The organism is Corynebacterium sp. UMB6689 (genome assembly GCF_030215295.1).
Lineage (GTDB): Bacteria > Actinomycetota > Actinomycetes > Mycobacteriales > Mycobacteriaceae > Corynebacterium > Corynebacterium aurimucosum.
Genome location: NZ_JASOLS010000003.1, coordinates 1 through 19780, shown reverse-complemented (window position 1 = coordinate 19780; position 19780 = coordinate 1). Strand labels below are relative to the sequence as shown.

Below are 19780 nucleotides of genomic sequence, written 5' to 3'. Positions count from 1 at the left end.
ACCCAGAGAAAGGATAGAAAGAAAACAATGCTTATTTCCCAAGACTGGGTTACCCGCCTCCTCGGCACCGCAAACTCTGGCTGGAACGTATCCGCCGAAGCGCTAGACTCCGGTTTTGTCCGCGTCGGCTTCGAAACCGAGGGCTATGAGGCTCTTCCGGAGACCACGGGCCCGCTCGTTATTGGCCAAGTTGTGGAGATTGAAGAGCTCACCCAGTTCAAGAAGCCAATCCGCTACTGTCAGGTGAATGTTGGTAAGGCCAATGGCACCGGCGAGCTACAGGGCATTATCTGCGGCGCGCGTAACTTCCGCCTCAATGACTATGTTGTGGTTTCCCTTCCGGGGGCTGAGTTGCCGGGAGGCTTCAAGATTGCTGCGCGTGAGACCTATGATCACATCTCCAACGGAATGATGTGCTCCGCGGCTGAACTGGGCTTTGGTGCGAAGGCTGATGGCATCATCGTTCTGGGAGAGGAAGTCGCCGACAAGGTTGGTGAGGACGCTCGCCCCCTCATTGGGCTGTCCGATACGGTTTTCGACGTCAACATCACCCCAGACCGCGGCTATGCTTTGTCGGCACGTGGCCTGACGCGGGAGATTGCCTCCGCTTTCGACCTCGCCTTCCCCGACGTGGCGCAGGATCCGAACGTTGCTGGAGTCGATACCTCTGCTGTACCGGCGCCGAAGGGCGAGCTGATCGCCGTCGATCTGCGTGAAGAAACCAAGGCCCAGCGCTTTGGTCTGCGCAAGGTTAGCGGCATTGATCCCGCTGCCCGCACACCCTTCTGGATGGAGCGCGAGCTCATGCTGTCCGGCCAGCGCAGCGTCAATCTGGCGACCGACATCACCAACTACGTTATGCTGCTCCTCGGAGCACCGATGCACGCCTTCGATGCCAACGTCGTGAACGGCGAACTCGTGGTGCGCAATGCTAGCGAGGGGGAGACATTTGAGACCCTCGACCATGTCAAGCGTGAGCTTTCGGCGGGTGACGTGGTCATTTGCGATGGCAACGGAATTCAGTCCCTGGCTGGTGTCATGGGCGGCACGACCTCTGAAATCTCCGAGACGACCACTGACGTGTACTTCGAATCGGCCATTTGGGATCCGATTACCGTGGCCCGCACGTCGCGCCGCCACAAGCTGTCCTCGGAAGCCTCCCGCCGTTTCGAGCGTGGCGTCGACCCGGCCATCGTAGAGGTTGCTCTCGACGTTGCGTGTGCGCTGCTGCAGCAAATCGCGGGCGGCACCATCGAGGAGGGCCGGACGCTCGTGGGAGACGTCGCCAAGCGCGAGCCCATTACACTGCGCGCCGCCAAGCCGAGCGAATACGCCGGCGTTGAGTACTCCCGCGAGACCGTGGTGAAGCGCCTTACTGAGGTTGGTTGCGAGGTCTCTGGCGAAGAAGAGTTTTCCGTCGTCCCCGCGTCTTGGCGCACCGATATCGACATGGATGTGGATCTCATCGAGGAGATCCTGCGTCTGGAGGGCCTCGAAGATATTCCGACCATTCTGCCTACCCCGGTGGGAGGTCGCGGCCTTACTCCGGCGCAGAAGCGTCGCCGTGCAATCGGACACGGCTTGGCTTATGCGGGCTATGCCGAGGTTCTGCCTTCGCCGTTCATTGCCAACGACACCTTCGACACCTGGGGTCTGGATAAGGAAGACCCGCGCCGCCGCACTGTTGCCGTGCAGAATCCTCTCGAATCGGATAAGGCCATTCTGTCCACGACGTTGCTTCCGAATCTCCTTGAAGCCATCGCCCGCAACGTGGCCCGTGGTCGAAGTGACCTCGCCCTCTTCGGTCTCCAACAGGTGGCATTCAAGCGTGCTGATGCGTCCCCGATGCCGTCGGTGGAGACGCGCCCGGAGGACTCCGTGGTGAGCGAGCTTTTGGAGTCGCTGCCGCTACAGCCGCTGCACGTGGCCACGGTCGCTACCGGCAACATTGAGCACGAGGGTCCGTGGGGCTCTGGTCGTGCTTATAGCTACGCAGATGCCATTGAGTCCGCGCGCCAGGTTGCCCGCGCCGCCGGTGTTGACATCACTGTCAAGGCGGCCGAGCAGCTCCCGTGGCATCCGGGCCGCTGTGCCGCCTTGGTCCTCGCTGCAGACGAGGAAACCGTCGTGGGCTATGCCGGCGAGCTGCATCCGCAGGTACTGGAGGCCCTTGAGCTTCCAGCCCGCACGTGCGCCATGGAGCTCGATGTCACTGCGCTGCCGTTGGAGGAGAAGTTCCCAGCACCGGTCCTCTCCTCCTTCCCGGCCTTGCACCAAGACATCGCACTGGTGGTGGATAAGGATACCCCGGCAGAGGCAGTGCGCCGAGTGGTTGAGGAAGGCGCCGGCGAGCTCTTGGAATCTGTGGAGCTCTTCGATGTCTTCCGTGGTGAGCAGCTCGGTGAAGGTAAGAAGTCCCTTGCCTTCCAGCTCTTGTTCCGCGCAGATGACCGCACGCTGACTGATGAAGAAGCTAACGAGCACCGACTCGCTGCCGCAGACCTAGCCAAGCAGCGTCTTGGTGCGGAGATGCGCGCTTAGCGTTTACTGGCACCTTTGGTTCCTTAACCCGGCTCACGCACCATGTGAGCCGGGTTTTCTTATGCTGCAAGGAGTGAAGGGGTGGGGACAGGTCCCCTGGAACTGGATGTAGTGTGGCTTGGCTCATAACCTCAAGGGGGCAGCGTTTCCACACCGAAAGGATTGTTCACACCATGCGTTTGATTTCTCGTCTTATAGCTACCGCCGCGGTCGTCGGCGCACTGACCATCGCCCCACATGCTTCCGCTGACTTGTCCCAGGGTTTCTCCAATGCTGATGGCACCGTCAACTGCGAAGCGGCGAATATTGAAGGAACTTACGTCGCTTGTCTGTCCAATGGCGCACGTGCCACTAGTCCGGAATGCAACCCGCCGGGGCAGTTGGCACCACGCTTCTTCTACCATGCGGGCCGCTCCAAGGCTGATTGTTTCAACCAGGGGCTCACGACTTCCAACTTCAAGCGCTTGCAGCCTGGCCAAGTTCACCAATTCAATGAGGTCACCGCCATCGCGGACGCCCAAGGTGGTATCCACTTCGTTGGCCCACAGGGTTACCTGGGCTACGCAGGAAAGAAGGCCGTGTCAGGCGCCGAAGGCCTCGGACAGGTTTCCTCCCGCGTCATGTAGGCTTCGCTCCTATCCCTACTGCAAGGCTCGAATTTTCGCAGGACACTGCGGAGATCCGAGACTTATTCTCTGCGGAATGAAGAAAGTGCTTCCAATTTGATTGAATAACATACGGCGGACTGCATTATTTGCTACTGTGGCTGCATGACTATTTCAGTAGCTATTGCCGGAGCCACGGGTTATGCAGGAAGCGAGATTCTGCGCCTCTTGCTGTCGCACCCAGCGTACCTTTCAGGTGACCTGCACATCGGCGCGCTGACGGGGCACTCCAATGCCGGTCAGCGAGTCTCCGAACTCATGCCGCACCTGCCGCAGTTGGCAAATCGCGTCATCGAGGACACCACTCCGGAAATTTTAGCGGGCCATGACATCGTTTTCCTCGGCTTGCCGCATGGGCATTCCGCGGAGATTGGTCGTCAGCTGGGGGAGTCCGTCACTGTCATTGATTGCGCCGCCGATTTCCGCCTCCGCAACAAGGAAGATTGGGATGCATTTTATGGCGGGGAGTATGCCGGTTCATGGCCTTATGGAATTCCTGAAGTTCCCGGCAACCGGGACAAGCTTAAAGGCAGCAACCGTGTGGCGGTCCCTGGGTGTTTCCCCACCACGATTACTCTCGGCGCTCTGCCTGCCGTGGCGAAAGGGCTGGTTGAACCGGATCTGTCCGTTATTGCGATTACCGGTGTTTCCGGCGCGGGAAAGAAGGCCTCCGTGGCCCAGCTAGGCGCGGAAACAATGGGCAATCTCAAGGCTTATAAGCCGGGCGGTACTCATCGACACACTCCGGAAGTCCTGCAAAACTTACAGCCCTTTACGCAGAATTCGGTTTCGGTGAGCTTTACTCCGGTGCTCGCGCCTTTGCCGCGTGGCATCCTGGCGACGATTACGGCGCCGCTGAAGGGGGATGCTGACAAGCGCAGCGTTGTTCAAGCTTTCCGCGAGTTCTATGCGGAAGAGCCGTTCTGCCTGGTTCTGCCGGAAGGTCAGCAGCCGGAAACACAGAACGTAGTGGGGACCAACATGGTCCACATCCAGGCTCACGTGGACGAACGCGCTCAGCGTCTGGTGATAACCGCAGCCCTAGACAACTTGTGCAAGGGCACCGCCGGTGCAGCTGTCCAATGCATGAACCTGACCTTGGGCTGGGAGGAAACCTTGGGTCTGCCGCAAGCGGCCGTCGCACCTTAAGCACTCGAAATACTCGCGCGCGTTCCCCGCGCTATCCAATTCCGTGGGGACTTCCGTTCTGTTAAGACAAGGAGAAAATAAAAATGATCACTGCACCCGCAGGTTTCCTGGCAGCGGCCACGAGGGCGGGGATTAAGCCCTCGGGAAAGCCTGATATGGCACTCGTGGTTAACCAGGGCCCGAATTTCGACGCAGCGGCGGTGTTCACCCGCAACCGCGTGGTGGCCGCACCCGTGAAGCTTTCCCGTGAGGCAGTAGCCGATGGCACACTTCAAGCAGTTATTTATAACTCTGGCAACGCTAACGCCTGCAACGGCGAGCAGGGAGACAAGGATGCCGCGGCGATGGTTGCCGCTGTCTCCGAACACACGGGCATTCCTGTAGCCAACGTTGCTGCGTGCTCGACGGGCCTCATCGGAGAGCCACTGCCCATGGAGCAGGCCCTAGCAGGCATCGGGGTGGTTGCCGGGAATTTGGGTGCAGATAAGGCTCACGGTCAAGCTGCGGCAGAGGCCATCATGACCACCGATACCGTAATTAAGGAAGCAGTCGTCGAGTCCGACGGCTGGAGCATGGGCGCGATGGGCAAAGGCGTGGGTATGATGGCTCCCTCGCTGGCCACCATGCTGGTTTGCGTGACCACGGATGCCGTGGCCTCCCCGCAAGCATTGCACTCGGCCCTGCAGGCCGCCAGTGATCAGACCTTCAACACGCTCGATGTGGACGGTTCGACGTCAACGAACGACACCGTCATCATCCTGTCCTCTGGTGCTTCTGGTGTAGAACCGAGCCAGGAGGGGTTGGATGCAGCGGTCCTGGCCGTGTGCTCCGATATCGCGGATCAGCTCCAGGCAGACGCTGAGGGCGTGACCAAGCGCGTAAAGATCACCGTGGAGGGAACGAGCACCAATGAGCAGGCGCTGAACGCTGCGCGGACGTTAGGGCGCGACAACCTCTTCAAGTGCGCGATGTTCGGCTCGGATCCCAACTGGGGCCGCGTGCTCGCCGCAGTGGGCGTGGCGGATGCCGATATGGACCCGGAGAATATTTCCGTGTTCTTCAATGACCAGGCCGTATGCGTTAAGTCCACTGGTGCGCCCGGCGCGCGCAATGTTGACCTTTCTGGCGCCGACATTGACGTGCGCGTGGACCTCGGAACCGGAGGAAGCGGTACTGCCTTCGTGCGTACCACCGACTTGTCCCATGACTACGTGGAGATCAACTCCGCGTATAGCTCTTAGTTCTCACGGGGAGGAAGAATGCTTCAGGGATTAAGCAATGCTGACCGCGCCACGGTGCTCGCGGAAGCTTTGCCGTGGCTGCAGCACTACCGCGACAAGATCGTCGTCGTCAAGTACGGCGGTAACGCGATGGTGGATGACTCGCTCAAGGCTGCCTTCGCCGCCGACATGGTTTTCCTGCGCACCGTGGGCGCTAAGCCCGTGGTGGTGCATGGTGGCGGCCCGCAGATCAATGAGATGCTAGGCAAGCTGGGCATTGAAGGGGAATTCAAAGGTGGCTTCCGGGTGACCACCCCGGAAATCATGGACGTGGTCCGCATGGTTCTCTTCGGCCAAGTGGGGCGTGGGTTGGTCAACCTCATCAACTCCCATGGTCCCTATGCTGTGGGAACTTCCGGTGAGGATGCTGGGTTGTTTAAAGCCCGCAAGCGGCTCGTTGACGTCGACGGTGAGCCCACCGATATTGGCATGGTGGGGGACATTGTTAGCGTCGAACCTTCTGCTGTCATGGACATCATCGAGGCCGGGCGCATCCCGGTGGTGTCCACCATCGCTCCCGGAAATGACGGCGAGGTCTACAACATTAACGCGGATATCGCTGCCGGCGCGCTGGCACGAGCCCTAGGTGCCGAACGCCTGGTTATCCTCACCAATGTGGAGGGTCTGTATACCGATTGGCCCAACCGCGAATCCCTGGTATCGAAAATTGAGGTTGACAAGCTCAGGGCACTGCTCCCCGGCTTGGATTCGGGCATGATTCCGAAGATGGAGTCCTGCCTCATGGCCGTCGAGGGTGGTGTGAGCGCCGCCCATGTCATCGACGGGCGTATTGCTCACGCCGTGTTGCTGGAGCTGCTCACTACGGGCGGCATCGGCACGATGGTGCTGCCCACTGATTACAACCGTGAGGACTACCCAGAAGGCACGATCTTTAGGAAGGACGATAACAAGTGACTGCGCAGACCACACTGACGCAACGGTGGGGACAGGTGCTGAGCAACACCTATGGCACCCCACCCGTGGCCATCGTATCTGGCAAGGGAGCCACGGTTACTGATGAAGACGGTAAAGAATGCATTGATATGCTCGCCGGCATTGCAGTGAATTCGCTGGGCTATGCCCACCCGGCCATCGTTGAAGCGGTGAGCACTCAGGTGGCGACCGTGGGGCATGTCTCCAACCTCTTCGCCAGCAAACCTGTCGTCGAGGCTGCCGGAAAGCTCCTGGAAAAGGTGGGGGACAGCGACGCCCGTGTCTTCTTCTCCAACTCCGGCGCGGAAGCCAATGAGGCTGCCTTTAAGCTGGCTCGCCTGACGGGGCGTCGCCGCATTCTCGCCGCGCATCATGGTTTCCACGGCCGGACGATGGGCTCTCTCGCTATGACGGGGCAACCTGCAAAGCGCAAGGCTTTCGAACCTTTCCCAGGCGGAGTGGAGTTCTACACCTACGGCGATATTGATTATTTGACCACGTTGGTGGAGCAAAACCCGGAGGATACCTCCGCCATCATCTTGGAGCCCATCCAAGGGGAGACCGGTGTGATTCCAGCGCCCGATGGATTCTTGAGCGCCGTGCGCGAGCTGTGCACCAAGCATGGGATCCTCATGATTGTCGATGAAGTCCAAACGGGTGTGGGGCGCACCGGCGATTTCTTTGCCTTCCAACATGAGAACGTCCTTCCGGATGTCATCACCATGGCCAAGGGCTTGGGCGCGGGTATGCCGATTGGTGCCACGATTGCCCGTGGTCAGGCTAAGGATCTCTTTACTCCGGGTTCGCACGGCACGACCTTCGGCGGAAATCCCGTCTCCTGTGCGGCGGCAGCGACGGTGCTGGAGCTTGTCGACGCCCCCTTCCTCGCCGACGTTAGCCGCAAGGGCGAGTGGCTACGCACCGAGCTAGCTCAATCTCCGGCTGTGCAGTCTGTCCGGGGCCGAGGGCTTATGCTAGGAGTTGTATTAAATAAGTCGGTGGCTAAGGACGTTGTGGCTGCGGGCCTGCAACACGGTCTTATTCTCAACGCCCCAAGTAGCGAGGTCGTGCGCCTGACCCCGCCGCTAGTGATTACCGATGAAGAACTCGCGCAGGCTGTGGAGCGCCTGCATAAGGTACTGGAGGATTTTGGATGAGCGTGCGCCATTTCTTGGCCGATGATGACCTCACACCGCAGGAGCAAGCGGAGGTCCTTGATCTCGCGCTGAGGTTAAAGAAGGACCCTTTTGCCGAGCGTCCTTTGGAGGGACCGAAGTCAGTCGCGGTTCTTTTTGACAAGACCTCGACGCGCACGCGCTTCTCCTTCGAGGCAGGAATCGCTCACCTAGGCGGCCACGCCATCGTCACGGAGACTAAGTCCACGCAGATGGGGAAGGGCGAGACTTACCAAGACACCGCAGCCGTGCTCTCCCGTTTTGTCGAGGCTATTGTCTGGCGCACCTATGCACACCAGAATTTGTTGGAGATGGCTGAAACTGCGACGGTCCCTATCGTCAACGCTCTGTCCGACGACCTACACCCCTGCCAGATCCTGGCGGATTTGGTGACCTGCCGCGAGAATTTCGGTGACCTTGCTGGCTGCAAGGCCGTCTACCTGGGTGATGGCAACAACAACATGGCTAACTCTTATATGTTGGGTTTTGCCACCGCGGGCATGGAGATGACGATCATTGCGCCGGAAGGTTTCCAGCCGCAGCCGGAATTTGTAGAACGTGCCCGCACGCGCGGCACGGTGACCGTGACTGATTCCCTTGATGCTGTCGGCGGCGCCGACGTTGTTATCACCGATACCTGGGTTTCCATGGGGCAGGAAGATGACGGCAAGGACCGTCGCACCCCGTTCCTGCCTTACCAGGTCACCCCAGAGGTCATGTCCCGTGCCAAGGAAGAGGCAATCTTCCTGCACTGTTTACCGGCCTATCGCGGCAACGAAGTGACCGCTGAGGTGATTGACGGACCACAGTCCCGTGTTTTCGACGAGGCGGAAAACCGCCTCCATGCGCAGAAGGCGCTGCTCGTGTGGCTTCTTGCAGCTCAGGAGGAGAACTAAGCGCATGACGACAACACCAACTACGCGCAATGCCCGCCAAGCAAAGATCTTGGAGATTCTTGACCGCACGCGGGTCACGAGCCAAGTCCAGCTCTCCGAGCTCTTGCTCGATGAGGGAATCGACATCACACAAGCCACCTTGTCGCGCGACCTCGATGAGCTGGGCGCCAAGAAAGTGAAACGCGATGGTGGCCGGTCCTTCTACGTGGTGGGCGGCGAGTTAGAGCAATTCGAAGACCAGCTCAACGGTCCGCGCGAGAAGCTGCGTCGCATGCTCGATGAACTCGTGGTCTCCCACGACTTCTCCGGCAACATCGCGATGCTTCGTACTCCCGCGGGCGCTGCCCAGTACCTAGCATCCTTCATTGATCGCGTGGGCCTGCCAGATGTGGTGGGTTGTATTGCTGGCGATGACACCATCTTTGTCCTTGCCCGTGAAGGACTAGGAGGCCGTGAGCTTGCAGAAAAGCTCACCAGCCGTACTATTTAACATTTATACGTAAGTCTGTATAATATAAATCAGTTCAATTTTTAGCACCTGTCTGTCTTAAAGGAGCAAACTACTATGACTGCACGCGTTGTGCTTGCCTACTCTGGCGGTCTGGATACTTCCGTCGCCATTCCCTACCTGGCCAAAATGACCGGCGGCGAGGTTATCGCTGTGTCCCTCGACCTTGGTCAGGGCGGCGAGGATATGGAATCTGTGCGCCAGCGTGCTCTCGACTGCGGTGCTGTCGAGTCCATCGTTGTCGACGCAAAGGATGAGTTCGCAGAAGAGTACTGCTTGCCCACCATCAAGGCGAACGGCATGTACATGAAGCAGTACCCGCTGGTGTCTGCTATCTCGCGCCCGCTCATCGTCAAGCACCTCGTAGAGGCCGCTCAGGCCCACGGTGGTACGCATGTTTCGCACGGCTGCACCGGCAAGGGTAACGACCAGGTGCGTTTCGAGGTTTCCTTCCGAGCATTGGATCCGGCACTGGAAATCATTGCGCCGGCGCGTGACTACGCCTGGACCCGCGATAAGGCGATTGCCTTCGCTGAGGAAATCGACCTTCCGATCGAGCAGTCCGCTGCGTCCCCGTTCTCGATTGACCAGAACGTGTGGGGCCGTGCGGTCGAGACCGGCTTCCTGGAAGATCTGTGGAACCCGCCGACAAAGGATCTCTACGCTTATACCGAGCAGCCGGACCTGGGCAATGCCCCGGACGAGGTGACCATCACCTTTGACAAGGGTGTGCCCACCGCTATCGATGGCAAGCCGGTTACCGTCCTTCAGGCCATCGAGGAGCTCAACCGCCGCGCCGGTGCACAGGGTATTGGCCGTCTCGATATGGTGGAGGACCGCCTGGTGGGCATCAAGTCCCGCGAGGTCTACGAGGCACCTGGCGCCATGGTTCTCATCAAGGCCCACGAGGCATTGGAAGATGTCACTGTGGAACGCGAGCTGGCCCGCTACAAGCGCCTTACGGACGCCCGCTGGTCCGAAGAGGTCTACGATGGCCTCTGGTTCTCGCCGCTGAAGCGCTCTCTGGATGCCTTCACCGAGTCCACCCAAGAGAATGTCACCGGCGATATCCGCATGGTTCTGCATGCCGGCACCGCCACTGTCAACGGCCGCCGCTCTGGTCAGTCTCTGTACTCCTTCGACCTGGCTACCTATGACACGGGCGATACCTTCGATCAGACTGCGGCCAAGGGCTTTGTTCAGCTGCACGGCCTGTCAACACAGATCTCCAACCAGCGTGACCGCGACGGCGGTTTCCCCACCGGCAAGTAAGCAAGCTCCGCCAAGGTCAAGGTAAGGAAACGATGCACAAGACTAACGAGGGCGCGTTGTGGGGAGGCCGCTTTTCGGGCGGCCCATCCGAGGCGATGTTTGCCCTGTCCGTATCCACCCACTTCGACTGGGTCCTCGCCCCCTATGATGTGCTGGCCTCCAAGGCTCACGCTAAGGTCCTGCACAAGGCCGGATTGCTGTCCGACGCCGACTTGGACACCATGCTCAACGGCCTCAGCGAACTAGGGGAGAAGGTTGCTTCTGGTGAATTCACCCCGCTACCGACGGACGAGGACGTCCACGGCGCGATGGAGCGCGGGCTCATCGACATTGTAGGCCCCGAGGTTGGTGGACGCCTGCGCGCCGGACGTTCCCGCAACGACCAGGTAGCCACCCTGTTCCGGATGTGGATCCGCGATGCTATCCGCGATATCGCGCTCCAAGTCACCGACTTGGTGGACGCTCTGGCTGGTCAGGCCGAAGCTCATCCGGATGCGATTATGCCGGGCAAGACCCACTCCCAAGCGGCGCAGCCAGTTCTGCTAGCGCACGAGTTGCTCGCACACGCCCAGCCGTTGCTGCGTGATATCGAGCGCCTCCAGGATCTGGACAAGCGTTTGGCCGTGTCTCCTTATGGCTCGGGTGCACTCGCTGGTTCCTCGCTGCACTTGGACCCGGAGGCTATTGCCGAGGAGCTCGGTTTCGACTCCGCCGCAGAGAACTCGCTGGACGGTACGGCAGCGCGGGATTTCGCCTCTGAAACGGCCTTCGTCCTTACCCAGATTGCCGTGGATATGTCGCGCCTATCCGAAGAGATCATCTACTGGTGCACCCCGGAATATGGCTACGTCACCTTGGATGATGCTTGGTCCACTGGCTCGTCGATCATGCCGCAGAAGAAGAACCCGGACGTACCGGAGTTGACCCGTGGCAAGACCGGCCGGCTCATTGGCAACCTCACCGGCTTGCTGGCAACGCTTAAGGCGCAGCCCTTGGCCTATAACCGTGACCTGCAGGAGGATAAGGAACCTATCGTCGACTCAGTGGCGCAGCTGAACCTTTTGCTGCCGGCGATGACCGGATTGGTCGAAACCCTGACCTTCCACGAAGATCGCATGCGCGAGCTCGCCCCGCGCGGTTTCACCTTGGCCACTGATCTGGCCGAGTGGATGGTGCGCCAAGGCGTTCCTTTCCGCGAGGCTCATGAGGCTTCTGGTGCGTGCGTGCAGATCGCAGAGTCCCGCGGCGTTGACCTAGTGGATCTCACGGATGAGGAATTGGCGGGCGTCGACAAGCGCCTGCTCCCCGAGGTCCGCGAGGTGCTGACCATTGATGGGGCAGTGGCATCGCGCTCTACTAAGGGCGGCACCGCCGGTGTCCGCGTGGTGGAGCAGCGCGAAAAGGTTCGCGAGCGTGCTCGTGGCGCACGCGACTGGGCGCAGACTCCGCTGCGCTAAACGCGCCAGCTTCTCTAACCGCATGGTCCTCCTGGCCATGCGGTTCTTTTCTTATGTGGGGGTGACGCAGAGCGCTCTTTTCCACTGCGTATAGTTGTCGTGTATCACAGTGCGGGGGTAGGAGTGAGCTGCGTCTCATAGGGTTCCTATAACGTTTCCTTAGGGAATGCGAAGCTCCATCGCGTTCCGGATTCGGAAAGGACTATCTCCCTTATGACTGAAACACTTCGGCCGCCCAACGCGGAGTCTCATGAGAAAGAGAAGGCGGTCTATGCTTCGGAAGACCACGGCCTCCAGAAGGGGATGAGCAACCGTCAGCTGCAGATGATTGCCATCGGCTCTGCCATCGGTACTGGGTTGCTGCTCGGCACCGGCGGGCGCCTCCAAACGGCGGGCCCCTTCCTGGCCGTCTTGTACTTGGTGTGTGGATTCTTCGGCTACATCATTTTGCGCTCGCTCGGTGAACTCATCGTGTACCGCCCGAGCTCAGGTTCTTTCGTCTCCTACGCGCGTGAGTTTTATGGCGAAAAGACTGCCTTCGTGACCGGTTGGCTCTACTGGGGAAATTGGGCGGCGACGTTGGTGGCAGATGGCACCGCAGTGGCCATCTACATCAAGTGGTTTGGGCAATATACCACGTGGCTTGACGCCGTCCCGCAATGGTTGCTCGCTCTCGGTGTGGTGTGCAGCATCCTGCTGTTCAACATGCTCTCAGTGAAGATCTTTGGCGAGCTGGAGTATTGGTTCTCCATGATCAAGATCGTTGCGCTGATCATTTTTATGGTGGTGGCGATTGGTGTGGTTATTTTAGGCCATCCGAATGGTGACCCGACTGGGTTTAGCCTCATTGCTGATGCCGGCGGTTGGCTGCCGAATGGTCTGCTTCCTGCGGTTATCGTCATTCAAGGCGTGGTCTTCGCCTACGCCGGCATCGAGCTGGTGGGCACCACCTCCGGCGAGACCAAGGATGTCGAGAAGCATATTCCGCGTGCGGTCAACAGCGTGTTGTTCCGCATCGTGGTCTTCTACTTCGGCAGCGTCCTGCTGCTGACCTTGGTGCTGCCGTATACGACCTACGTGGCGGAGGTTTCGCCCTTTGTGACCTTCTTTGAGACCCTCGGGGCAGGCTATGCGGCGCCCATCTTCCAGCTGGTGGTTATCACTGCAGCTATTTCCTCTCTGAACGCCGGGCTATATTCCACGGGCCGCATCATGTACAACATGTCCACCGCTGGATCCGGCCCTAAATTCGGTGCCCGCATGTCTAAATCCGGCGTTCCCTATGGCGGCATCGTGATGGCTGCCTTCGTCGGCCTCGCCGGTGTGTTTCTCAACTATGTCGTGCCGGAGATGGCTTTTGAAACCGTGTTGAACCTCGCGGCGCTCGGAACATTGGCGTCGTGGGCGGCAGTAGCCATGTCACACATTAAATTTGTGCAGCTGGCCAAGAAGGGTCGCTATACCCGCCCGACATACCGCTCACCATTCGGACAAGCCGGTGACTGGTCGGTGTTGGCTTTCATCGCCGTGGTCATCTTTCTCATGGCCTTCGATTACCCAATCGGAACTTTTGCCTTGGCTTCGACGCTGCTGCTCATCCCGGTATTCGCAGCCATGTGGTTTGCCTGGCGTGAGCGCATTTATGCCATCGCGGCGGAGAGGAAGGCCAAGCACCTGCCCACCTCGCGCTTCCCGGCTGCGCCGCAGACGGACCTTCACCCTAAGAACTAAGACAAGAATCAAGAGCGGAGAAAGAGATGAATCACGCAGTCAAGTTTGTTGATGTAGAAAACATGGCACGCTGGATACAGCGCGAGGGAGTAGAAAACATCATCACCGGTATGGTGGATTACCTTGAAGCGGACTATCGCGAATGGGAGCGCTTCGACAAAATCGCCCGAGTTGCCTCCCACACCCCGTTTGGCGTCATCGAACTTATGCCCACTTCCAACGGTAAGGAGTATTCCTTTAAGTACGTCAACGGTCACCCCTCCAATCCCGCGCGCGGATTCCAAACGGTTACGGCCTTCGGCGTGCTTGCCGACGTCGACAATGGCTACCCCACCTTCGAAGCAGAGATGACTCTGCTCACAGCGCTGCGCACGGCCGCTACCTCGGCCATGGTTGCCAAACACCTGGCCCGGCAGGATTCGAAAAGGATGGCCATGGTCGGGGCTGGTTCCCAGTCGGAATTTCAAGCACTGGCCTTCCGCGGAGTCATGGGGATTGATGACATAGCCATCTACGACATTGACCCACAGGCGGTAGAAAAGTTTAGGCGCAATCTTGAGCCGCTGGGCTTTAGTATCACTGCCTGCACGAGTGTCGATGAGGTGGTGCAGGGCGCGGATATCATCACCACCTGCACGGCGGATAAAGCGCAGAACCAGATTCTGGCTGAGCGCCATGTTCTCCCGGGCGTGCATCTCAACGCTGTGGGCGGTGATTGTCCCGGCAAGACGGAGCTGGAAAGCTCGATTTTGGACAAGTCAAAAGTCTTTGTTGAGTTTCCCGAGCAAACCCGCATTGAGGGCGAGATTCAGCAGAAGCCGGAGGATTTCCCAGTCGTCGAGTTTTATCAGGTACTGACAGGCCAGGCCACGGGCCGCGATAGCGAGGAGCAGATTACGCTTTTTGATGACGTCGGATTCGCTATTAATGATTTCTCTGCTCTGCGTTATCTACGTGATTCTGTTCGGGGCACCGACCTAGAGTCCGAGATTGATATCATCGCTAACCCTGAGGACCCGAAGGACCTCTACTCTTTGGTAGCGAACGTTCCTTCTCTTCTTTAAAGAACTGGGTGAGGCAGGACAGCGGGCTCCCGCTTTACCCCCTCACCCCCTTCCTTTACCCAGCAATGAGAAGAAGATCACTTTATGATTTAGATCATGAGCAGCACATCGTCGACGAAGCGTACTAAATCCTTCGTATTCGCCGCAGTGTTCATCGCCCTCGCCGTGGCCTCCCTCGTGGTGGGGCGTGGCGGAGATTCCCTGCCGAAGTTCAACTTTTTCAAGGACACGACCCTTGTCACGGGCGCAATTAGTCCAGAACTGGAAGCTACCTTTAAAGACCCGGCCATGCTCGAGGCTTTAGAGAAACACAACATCGAGCTCGACCTCGATGTTGTGCCGGCTCGTGACTTCGTTGAGCGCAGCAGCAGCGTGGACAAGGATTATGACTTCATTTTGACGGACCCCAATGGCGCTGCGTGGGTGTCTGACCTACGCAATACCAACCCGGAGTTGGCGGAACTGGATGAAGGTTCTCCGATGGTATTTGGCAATCAGTTGTTGGTGCTGGTGCATAGCGAGCTTGTAGAGGACATGAAGAACCACGACTTGGTCACGGAATCCGACAACCTAGCTTCGTTGAACGTAGAGACCTTGGTGGACATGTCCCAGGAAAACACTCGCTGGCGTGACATTAGCCCAACCTTCGGCTCGCCGCGTGTCGTGGATGTTGCAGTGCCCCAGGTAAGCCAGTCTTTTGCCGCATTGCGCTACGCCCGTGTCCTACGCACCGTTGGGGCGGATTACGCGGAGAAGAAGCTAGGACGCGATGACAAGGCGAAGATTGATGCGGAAGCTGATGACATCATGCGGGGTCTCGTAGCGGAACAAGGCTACAGTGAGACCACCGACCAGGGAATTCTCGATGCTTTTCTTCGGGTAGATAAGGGGGAGATGCCCATGGCCTTGGCAACTACCGATCAGTACGTGCGCCTGCTCCACGAGGGTGAGGACCTGTCCCGCTATACGTCCTTAGCCCTGAACCCACCGACGACGTTGACCAGCATCGTCATTCCTCGCACTGAGGAGGGAGCGCTGTTTGCTAAAGCAATGAATGAGGACGGCATCCCTGCGGTGATGGAGGGGCTCGGGCTCAGCACACAGGGCTCCGGCTTCAGCTCGAAATTTGATCCATCCAGTGATCACAGTATCCCCGTGGATGGCGGGGAATATAGCCAGCTGCGGTGGGCGGATTACGAGGAAATTCTGCAGGCAGTCGGATAAGGCTCCGCAGTAACAAGCATCAGGAAGGTTGTGAGGGAATGTTTCGGTCACTGCGAGTGTTGCTCATTCTAGTAGGCACCATGGCGCTGACGGCCTGTTCGATGGGTGATCTGTTGGATGACTCTCAGAAACCCGGCGCTGGAAACTCATTCAGCGGGGGTCTCAGAATCGTGGCGGCAACGGAGCTCGAACCTCTGGAGCCCGTGCTTGCCGAAGCCTCCCAAGACCTCGGCTTCGACATCACCATGACCACCGAGGACGGAACGCTGGCGAATTCTCGCACACTTAAGCAAGGTGGTTTCGAAGGGACCTATGACGCGACGTGGTTTGCCACCAATCGCTATGCGCGCATTATTGGTGCAGATGGCCAGCTGGGAAGAGAACACAGCGTGGCACGTTCCCCGATAGCTCTCGGCGTGCAGACCTCTGTGGCACAAGAGCAAGGCTGGACTGGCAAGCAGCCGACGTGGCAAGAAATCGCCAACTCCGGAATAACTTTTGGCATGACGGATCCTTCTACCTCAAATTCGGGTTTCTCCGCGTTATCGGCAGCAACGACTGCTTTTGCGGACACAGGACGCGCCCTCACGGAAAAAGACATCAGGCAATCCACTGGCAAAGTGCAGAAGCTCTTTGGCAACCAAACCCTGACTTCAGGTTCCTCTGGCTGGTTGGCCGACCGCTTCCGCGAACACCCGGAGCAAGCCGATGCAATCTTTAACTATGAATCTGTGCTTTACCAGCTCAAAGATGAGGGAGCAGACATAGAGGTGGTCATCCCCTCCGATGGAGTGATTTCGGCAGACTACCCGTTGTCTTCCTTGGGGAGCTCTTCAGACAAAGACGCAGAAGCAAAAGTACAGGCGCTTGCTGAGTGGTTTGCGGAGCATCCAGACAAGCTCACCAGCTTCCATTTGCGGGTAGATAATTCCGACTTGCCCGGCACTATTTTTGAGCTGCCCTACCCAGCAAACGAGCAAACCGTTGATGCGCTGGAGGCTGCCTTTGCCCATGAACTGCGCAATCCTGGCAACACGGCTTTGGTCCTCGATACCTCCGGCTCCATGGAAGGCGAGCGTATGGATCTACTCAAGAGTAGTTTGCTCCCGCTTATCGACGGCTCAGCTGACGGCACCCCAGATGGCGAAGGCCAAGTTGCCTTCCGAAATCGCGAGCAGATCAAGCTGATTCCGTATTCTTCAGAACCCCAGCAACCGACTCGTGCACGCGTGGATAAGGATAAGCCGGCAACCACCAAGGAGCTTGCAGACCGCGTGGAACGCCTCGTTGCGGATGGCGATACCGCGACCTTCGAGGCCGTCCTAAATGCTTTCGATGAAGTGGATACCAGTGGCGGTGATATTGGCACCGTCGTGCTCATGACCGACGGCGAAGTTACACGTGGGCGCACATTTGCACAGTTCAAGGAAGCCTATGAGCAGCTGCCCGAGGACAAAAAGGAGATTCCGGTCTTTGTCATCTTGTATGGTGAAGCCAATATCCAAGAGATGGAAGAACTTGCTCAGCTCACTGGTGGCAAGACCTTTGATGCGCTCAACGGCGACCTCGCTGCCGCATTCGAAGAAATTCGTGCCTACCAGTAAACCAACTCCACCTTTCCCAGGAGGATCTGCCCTACATGAACGCCCTGAACTCGCGAAAAGTTGTTGTCGGCGTTGCGGTTACCGCACTCGTCGTTGTCCTCCATGTTTTAAGTGGCGGCGGTTTGGGCTTCCTGTGGCCGGTCGTCGCAATCTGCACCGGTATGGCTGCTGGATTCGTGACGCCGCCACGGCAAGAGAAGGTTCTGGAGCCACCAAAGGCAGGGGAAGGCGAGCTTATCCACACCTTGGAGGAAGTCCGGTACACCTTTACAGCGCACAAGCTTCCTAGTCCTGTCCAACGTGCGTGGGATTCTTTCGATGAGTCAGCGGTGTGGGTGTTAGACAATTGGCACCGACTCGATGAGGCTCCGCACCAGCAAGCCCTCGTGCGCGACATGATTGAAGAACACTCCAAAGAGCTAGTGAGGTCTTACCTTGATGTGACAGACCTGGAAGATCCGGTTGCTGTCGAGGAGATGAGTGAATCGCTCAGCATCCTGGGCCGCGAAATGGAGCAAATCAAGGAGGCGATTTCCCAGAACTCGGTCCGCAAGCTGCGCAATCATTCCATGGCGCTCAAGCTCGAATATGGTGGGACCCTTCCTTCTTTGGAATCTAGGGAAGTGTAGGCTTAGCGCTTATGAGTCTCGATTCGCAACTGCTTGACATCTTGGTGTGTCCGCAGGATAAAGGTCCGTTGAAGTATCTGGCCGAGGAACAGGTCTTGGTCAATGAACGCCTTGGCGTGGCCTATCCCATTGAGAACGACATCCCCGTCATGCTGGTGGACCACGCTACGCCGTGGCCGCGCCAGAACTAGATCTCAAAAGAACGAATCGATTTTCAAAGGAGCCTTCATGAATATCATTGATGAGCTGCAGTGGCGCGGCCTCATTAACCAGTCCACCGACCTCGACGCACTCCGTGAGGCCTGCGAAGAACCCATCACGTTGTACTGCGGTTTTGACCCGACAGGCGATTCGCTGCATGCCGGACACCTCGTACCGATGATTATGCTTCGCCGCTTCCAGAAGGCTGGTCACCATCCGATTGCCCTGGCAGGTGGCGCGACGGGCCAGATCGGTGACCCGCGCGATGTAGGGGAGCGCACCATGCTCTCGCAGGAGACCATCAACGACAATATGGTCGCCATTAAGAAGCAACTGCGTCAGTTCATTGATTTTGAGGGTGAGAACGCCGCCACCATGGTCAACAATGCTGACTGGACTTCGAAAATGACCGTGATCGATTTCTTGCGTGATGTGGGTAAGAACTTTTCTCTCAACACCATGCTGGACCGTGACACCGTCAAGCGCCGTTTGGAGTCTGATGGCATCTCGTACACCGAGTTTTCCTACATGCTCTTGCAGTCCAATGACTATGTCCATCTGCACGACGAGTTTGATTGTGTTCTGCAAATCGGTGGTGGTGATCAGTGGGGCAATATCGTTTCGGGCGTCGATCTCAACCGACGCGTCAAGGGAGCCAAGGTGCACGGCCTGACGGTTCCGCTCGTGACGGATGCCCAGGGACAGAAGTTTGGTAAGTCCACTGGTGGCGGAAAGCTCTGGCTCGACCCGGAGAAGACATCGCCTTACTCCTGGTACCAGTACTTCCTCAACGCGGGTGACTCCGTGGTCATCGACTACTTGCGGTGGTTTACCTTCCTCAGCCAGGAAGAAATCGCTGAGTACGAGCAGAAGGTTGCCGAGGAGCCCTTCCGTCGTGAGGCACAGCGCCGCCTGGCGCAGGAAATGACCAATTTGGTCCACGGTGAGGAAGCCACGAAATCCGTTGAGCTTGCCGCACAGGCCTTGTTCGGTAAGGCGGAGCTTGCTGAATTGGACGAGCAGACACTGGTTGGTGCGCTGTCTGAGACCACTGTCGCTGACATTGCTGCTGATGAGCCACGCACGATTGTGGACCTGTTGGTTGCTTCTGGCCTTGCCGATTCCAAGGGCGCAGCTCGTCGAACCATCAAGGAGGGCGGTGCATATGTCAATAACCAGCGCATCGAGTCTGATGATTGGGAACCAGCCGCCGAGGACTTGCTGCACGGTGCGTGGCTTGTGCTTCGTCGTGGCAAGAAGAACTTTGCTGGTGCCAAGCTCAACTAGTTAGGCCCGCCATCGGAGATCCTGCAGTGGTTAATCCCGTCGCATAGTGCGGCGGGATTCGTCGTTTTCCGGTGAGATAGCGCTGTAACCTGACTTAGGCCATGGGCTGGTGAGCAATGTCACTCTTGACATTGTTACCTGGCGGTTTTCGTCGGTGGGGTGGG

General features: G+C 58.4%; 17 protein-coding genes. All 17 read left to right on the top strand.

Annotation, left to right across the window (positions count from 1 at the left end; all coding sequences use genetic code 11):
- Positions 1 to 27 precede the first annotated feature (27 nt).
- The 17 genes from pheT (at position 28) to tyrS (ending at position 19616) form a co-directional block, all read left to right on the top strand.
- The gene (gene pheT / locus QP363_RS02045) at positions 28 to 2541 is read left to right on the top strand and encodes a phenylalanine--tRNA ligase subunit beta (protein WP_284762172.1); all 2514 of its coding nucleotides are present in this window, start codon (positions 28 to 30) and stop codon (positions 2539 to 2541) included.
- A gap of 173 nt (positions 2542 to 2714) precedes the next feature.
- Positions 2715 to 3167: a hypothetical protein gene (locus tag QP363_RS02040; protein ID WP_070711261.1), complete on the top strand. Its 453-nt coding sequence runs from the start codon at positions 2715 to 2717 to the stop codon at positions 3165 to 3167.
- A 144-nt stretch (positions 3168 to 3311) separates the two neighbouring features.
- Positions 3312 to 4355 carry an N-acetyl-gamma-glutamyl-phosphate reductase gene (gene argC, locus QP363_RS02035; RefSeq protein ID WP_284762170.1) on the top strand — a complete coding sequence of 348 codons (1044 nt, stop codon included), beginning with the start codon at positions 3312 to 3314 and terminating at the stop codon, positions 4353 to 4355.
- A gap of 83 nt (positions 4356 to 4438) precedes the next feature.
- Positions 4439 to 5596, top strand: coding sequence for a bifunctional glutamate N-acetyltransferase/amino-acid acetyltransferase ArgJ (gene argJ, locus QP363_RS02030; RefSeq protein ID WP_070644825.1), 1158 nt, complete (start codon positions 4439 to 4441; stop codon positions 5594 to 5596).
- Between the two features lie 18 nt (positions 5597 to 5614).
- Positions 5615 to 6550, top strand: coding sequence for an acetylglutamate kinase (gene argB, locus QP363_RS02025; RefSeq protein ID WP_070446917.1), 936 nt, complete (start codon positions 5615 to 5617; stop codon positions 6548 to 6550).
- Entirely contained in the window at positions 6547 to 7725 is a 1179-nt protein-coding gene (locus QP363_RS02020; RefSeq protein WP_284762168.1) for an acetylornithine transaminase, read from the top strand. The genes argB and QP363_RS02020 overlap by 4 nt, the downstream gene beginning before the upstream one ends.
- Complete coding sequence (gene argF, locus QP363_RS02015; RefSeq protein ID WP_070446921.1) at positions 7722 to 8639, top strand: ornithine carbamoyltransferase; 918 nt, start codon at positions 7722 to 7724, stop codon at positions 8637 to 8639. Before QP363_RS02020 ends, argF begins: the two co-directional genes overlap by 4 nt.
- A gap of 4 nt (positions 8640 to 8643) precedes the next feature.
- Positions 8644 to 9129, top strand: a complete 486-nt coding sequence (locus QP363_RS02010) for an arginine repressor (RefSeq protein WP_070446922.1) — start codon at positions 8644 to 8646, stop codon at positions 9127 to 9129.
- A gap of 75 nt (positions 9130 to 9204) precedes the next feature.
- Positions 9205 to 10419 carry an argininosuccinate synthase gene (locus QP363_RS02005; RefSeq protein WP_070446924.1) on the top strand — a complete coding sequence of 405 codons (1215 nt, stop codon included), beginning with the start codon at positions 9205 to 9207 and terminating at the stop codon, positions 10417 to 10419.
- A 32-nt stretch (positions 10420 to 10451) separates the two neighbouring features.
- Entirely contained in the window at positions 10452 to 11876 is a 1425-nt protein-coding gene (argH, locus tag QP363_RS02000; RefSeq protein ID WP_070719268.1) for an argininosuccinate lyase, read from the top strand.
- 303 nt (positions 11877 to 12179) lie between these two features.
- Positions 12180 to 13607: an amino acid permease gene (locus QP363_RS01995; protein ID WP_284762330.1), complete on the top strand. Its 1428-nt coding sequence runs from the start codon at positions 12180 to 12182 to the stop codon at positions 13605 to 13607.
- Between the two features lie 26 nt (positions 13608 to 13633).
- The gene (locus tag QP363_RS01990; protein ID WP_070446930.1) at positions 13634 to 14671 is read left to right on the top strand and encodes an ornithine cyclodeaminase; all 1038 of its coding nucleotides are present in this window, start codon (positions 13634 to 13636) and stop codon (positions 14669 to 14671) included.
- Between the two features lie 96 nt (positions 14672 to 14767).
- On the top strand, positions 14768 to 15895 hold the full coding sequence (locus QP363_RS01985) for a hypothetical protein (protein ID WP_284762163.1): 1128 nt from the start codon (positions 14768 to 14770) through the stop codon (positions 15893 to 15895).
- Between the two features lie 38 nt (positions 15896 to 15933).
- Positions 15934 to 17499 carry a VWA domain-containing protein gene (locus QP363_RS01980; protein ID WP_284762161.1) on the top strand — a complete coding sequence of 522 codons (1566 nt, stop codon included), beginning with the start codon at positions 15934 to 15936 and terminating at the stop codon, positions 17497 to 17499.
- Between the two features lie 35 nt (positions 17500 to 17534).
- Positions 17535 to 18128: a hypothetical protein gene (locus QP363_RS01975; protein ID WP_070711253.1), complete on the top strand. Its 594-nt coding sequence runs from the start codon at positions 17535 to 17537 to the stop codon at positions 18126 to 18128.
- A gap of 11 nt (positions 18129 to 18139) precedes the next feature.
- A complete protein-coding gene (locus QP363_RS01970; protein ID WP_010190039.1) occupies positions 18140 to 18319 on the top strand; it encodes a Trm112 family protein in 180 nt (59 codons plus the stop codon).
- A 37-nt stretch (positions 18320 to 18356) separates the two neighbouring features.
- The gene (gene tyrS / locus QP363_RS01965; protein WP_284762157.1) at positions 18357 to 19616 is read left to right on the top strand and encodes a tyrosine--tRNA ligase; all 1260 of its coding nucleotides are present in this window, start codon (positions 18357 to 18359) and stop codon (positions 19614 to 19616) included.
- The last annotated feature ends 164 nt before the right edge of the window (positions 19617 to 19780 follow it).

What these genes read in the sequence shown, in the direction of transcription:
- QP363_RS02040 (WP_070711261.1), top strand. Translation starts at nt 2,715, where the DNA reads ATGCGTTTGATTTCTCGTCTTATAGCTACCGCCGCGGTCGTCGGCGCA.
- argJ (WP_070644825.1), top strand. Translation starts at nt 4,439, where the DNA reads ATGATCACTGCACCCGCAGGTTTCCTGGCAGCGGCCACGAGGGCGGGG.
- argB (WP_070446917.1), top strand. Translation starts at nt 5,615, where the DNA reads ATGCTTCAGGGATTAAGCAATGCTGACCGCGCCACGGTGCTCGCGGAA.
- QP363_RS01970 (WP_010190039.1), top strand. Translation starts at nt 18,140, where the DNA reads ATGAGTCTCGATTCGCAACTGCTTGACATCTTGGTGTGTCCGCAGGAT.
- argF (WP_070446921.1), top strand. Translation starts at nt 7,722, where the DNA reads ATGAGCGTGCGCCATTTCTTGGCCGATGATGACCTCACACCGCAGGAG.
- pheT (WP_284762172.1), top strand. Translation starts at nt 28, where the DNA reads ATGCTTATTTCCCAAGACTGGGTTACCCGCCTCCTCGGCACCGCAAAC.
- QP363_RS01990 (WP_070446930.1), top strand. Translation starts at nt 13,634, where the DNA reads ATGAATCACGCAGTCAAGTTTGTTGATGTAGAAAACATGGCACGCTGG.
- tyrS (WP_284762157.1), top strand. Translation starts at nt 18,357, where the DNA reads ATGAATATCATTGATGAGCTGCAGTGGCGCGGCCTCATTAACCAGTCC.
- QP363_RS02010 (WP_070446922.1), top strand. Translation starts at nt 8,644, where the DNA reads ATGACGACAACACCAACTACGCGCAATGCCCGCCAAGCAAAGATCTTG.
- QP363_RS02005 (WP_070446924.1), top strand. Translation starts at nt 9,205, where the DNA reads ATGACTGCACGCGTTGTGCTTGCCTACTCTGGCGGTCTGGATACTTCC.
- argC (WP_284762170.1), top strand. Translation starts at nt 3,312, where the DNA reads ATGACTATTTCAGTAGCTATTGCCGGAGCCACGGGTTATGCAGGAAGC.
- QP363_RS01995 (WP_284762330.1), top strand. Translation starts at nt 12,180, where the DNA reads ATGAGCAACCGTCAGCTGCAGATGATTGCCATCGGCTCTGCCATCGGT.
- QP363_RS01975 (WP_070711253.1), top strand. Translation starts at nt 17,535, where the DNA reads ATGAACGCCCTGAACTCGCGAAAAGTTGTTGTCGGCGTTGCGGTTACC.
- QP363_RS01985 (WP_284762163.1), top strand. Translation starts at nt 14,768, where the DNA reads ATGAGCAGCACATCGTCGACGAAGCGTACTAAATCCTTCGTATTCGCC.
- QP363_RS01980 (WP_284762161.1), top strand. Translation starts at nt 15,934, where the DNA reads ATGTTTCGGTCACTGCGAGTGTTGCTCATTCTAGTAGGCACCATGGCG.
- argH (WP_070719268.1), top strand. Translation starts at nt 10,452, where the DNA reads ATGCACAAGACTAACGAGGGCGCGTTGTGGGGAGGCCGCTTTTCGGGC.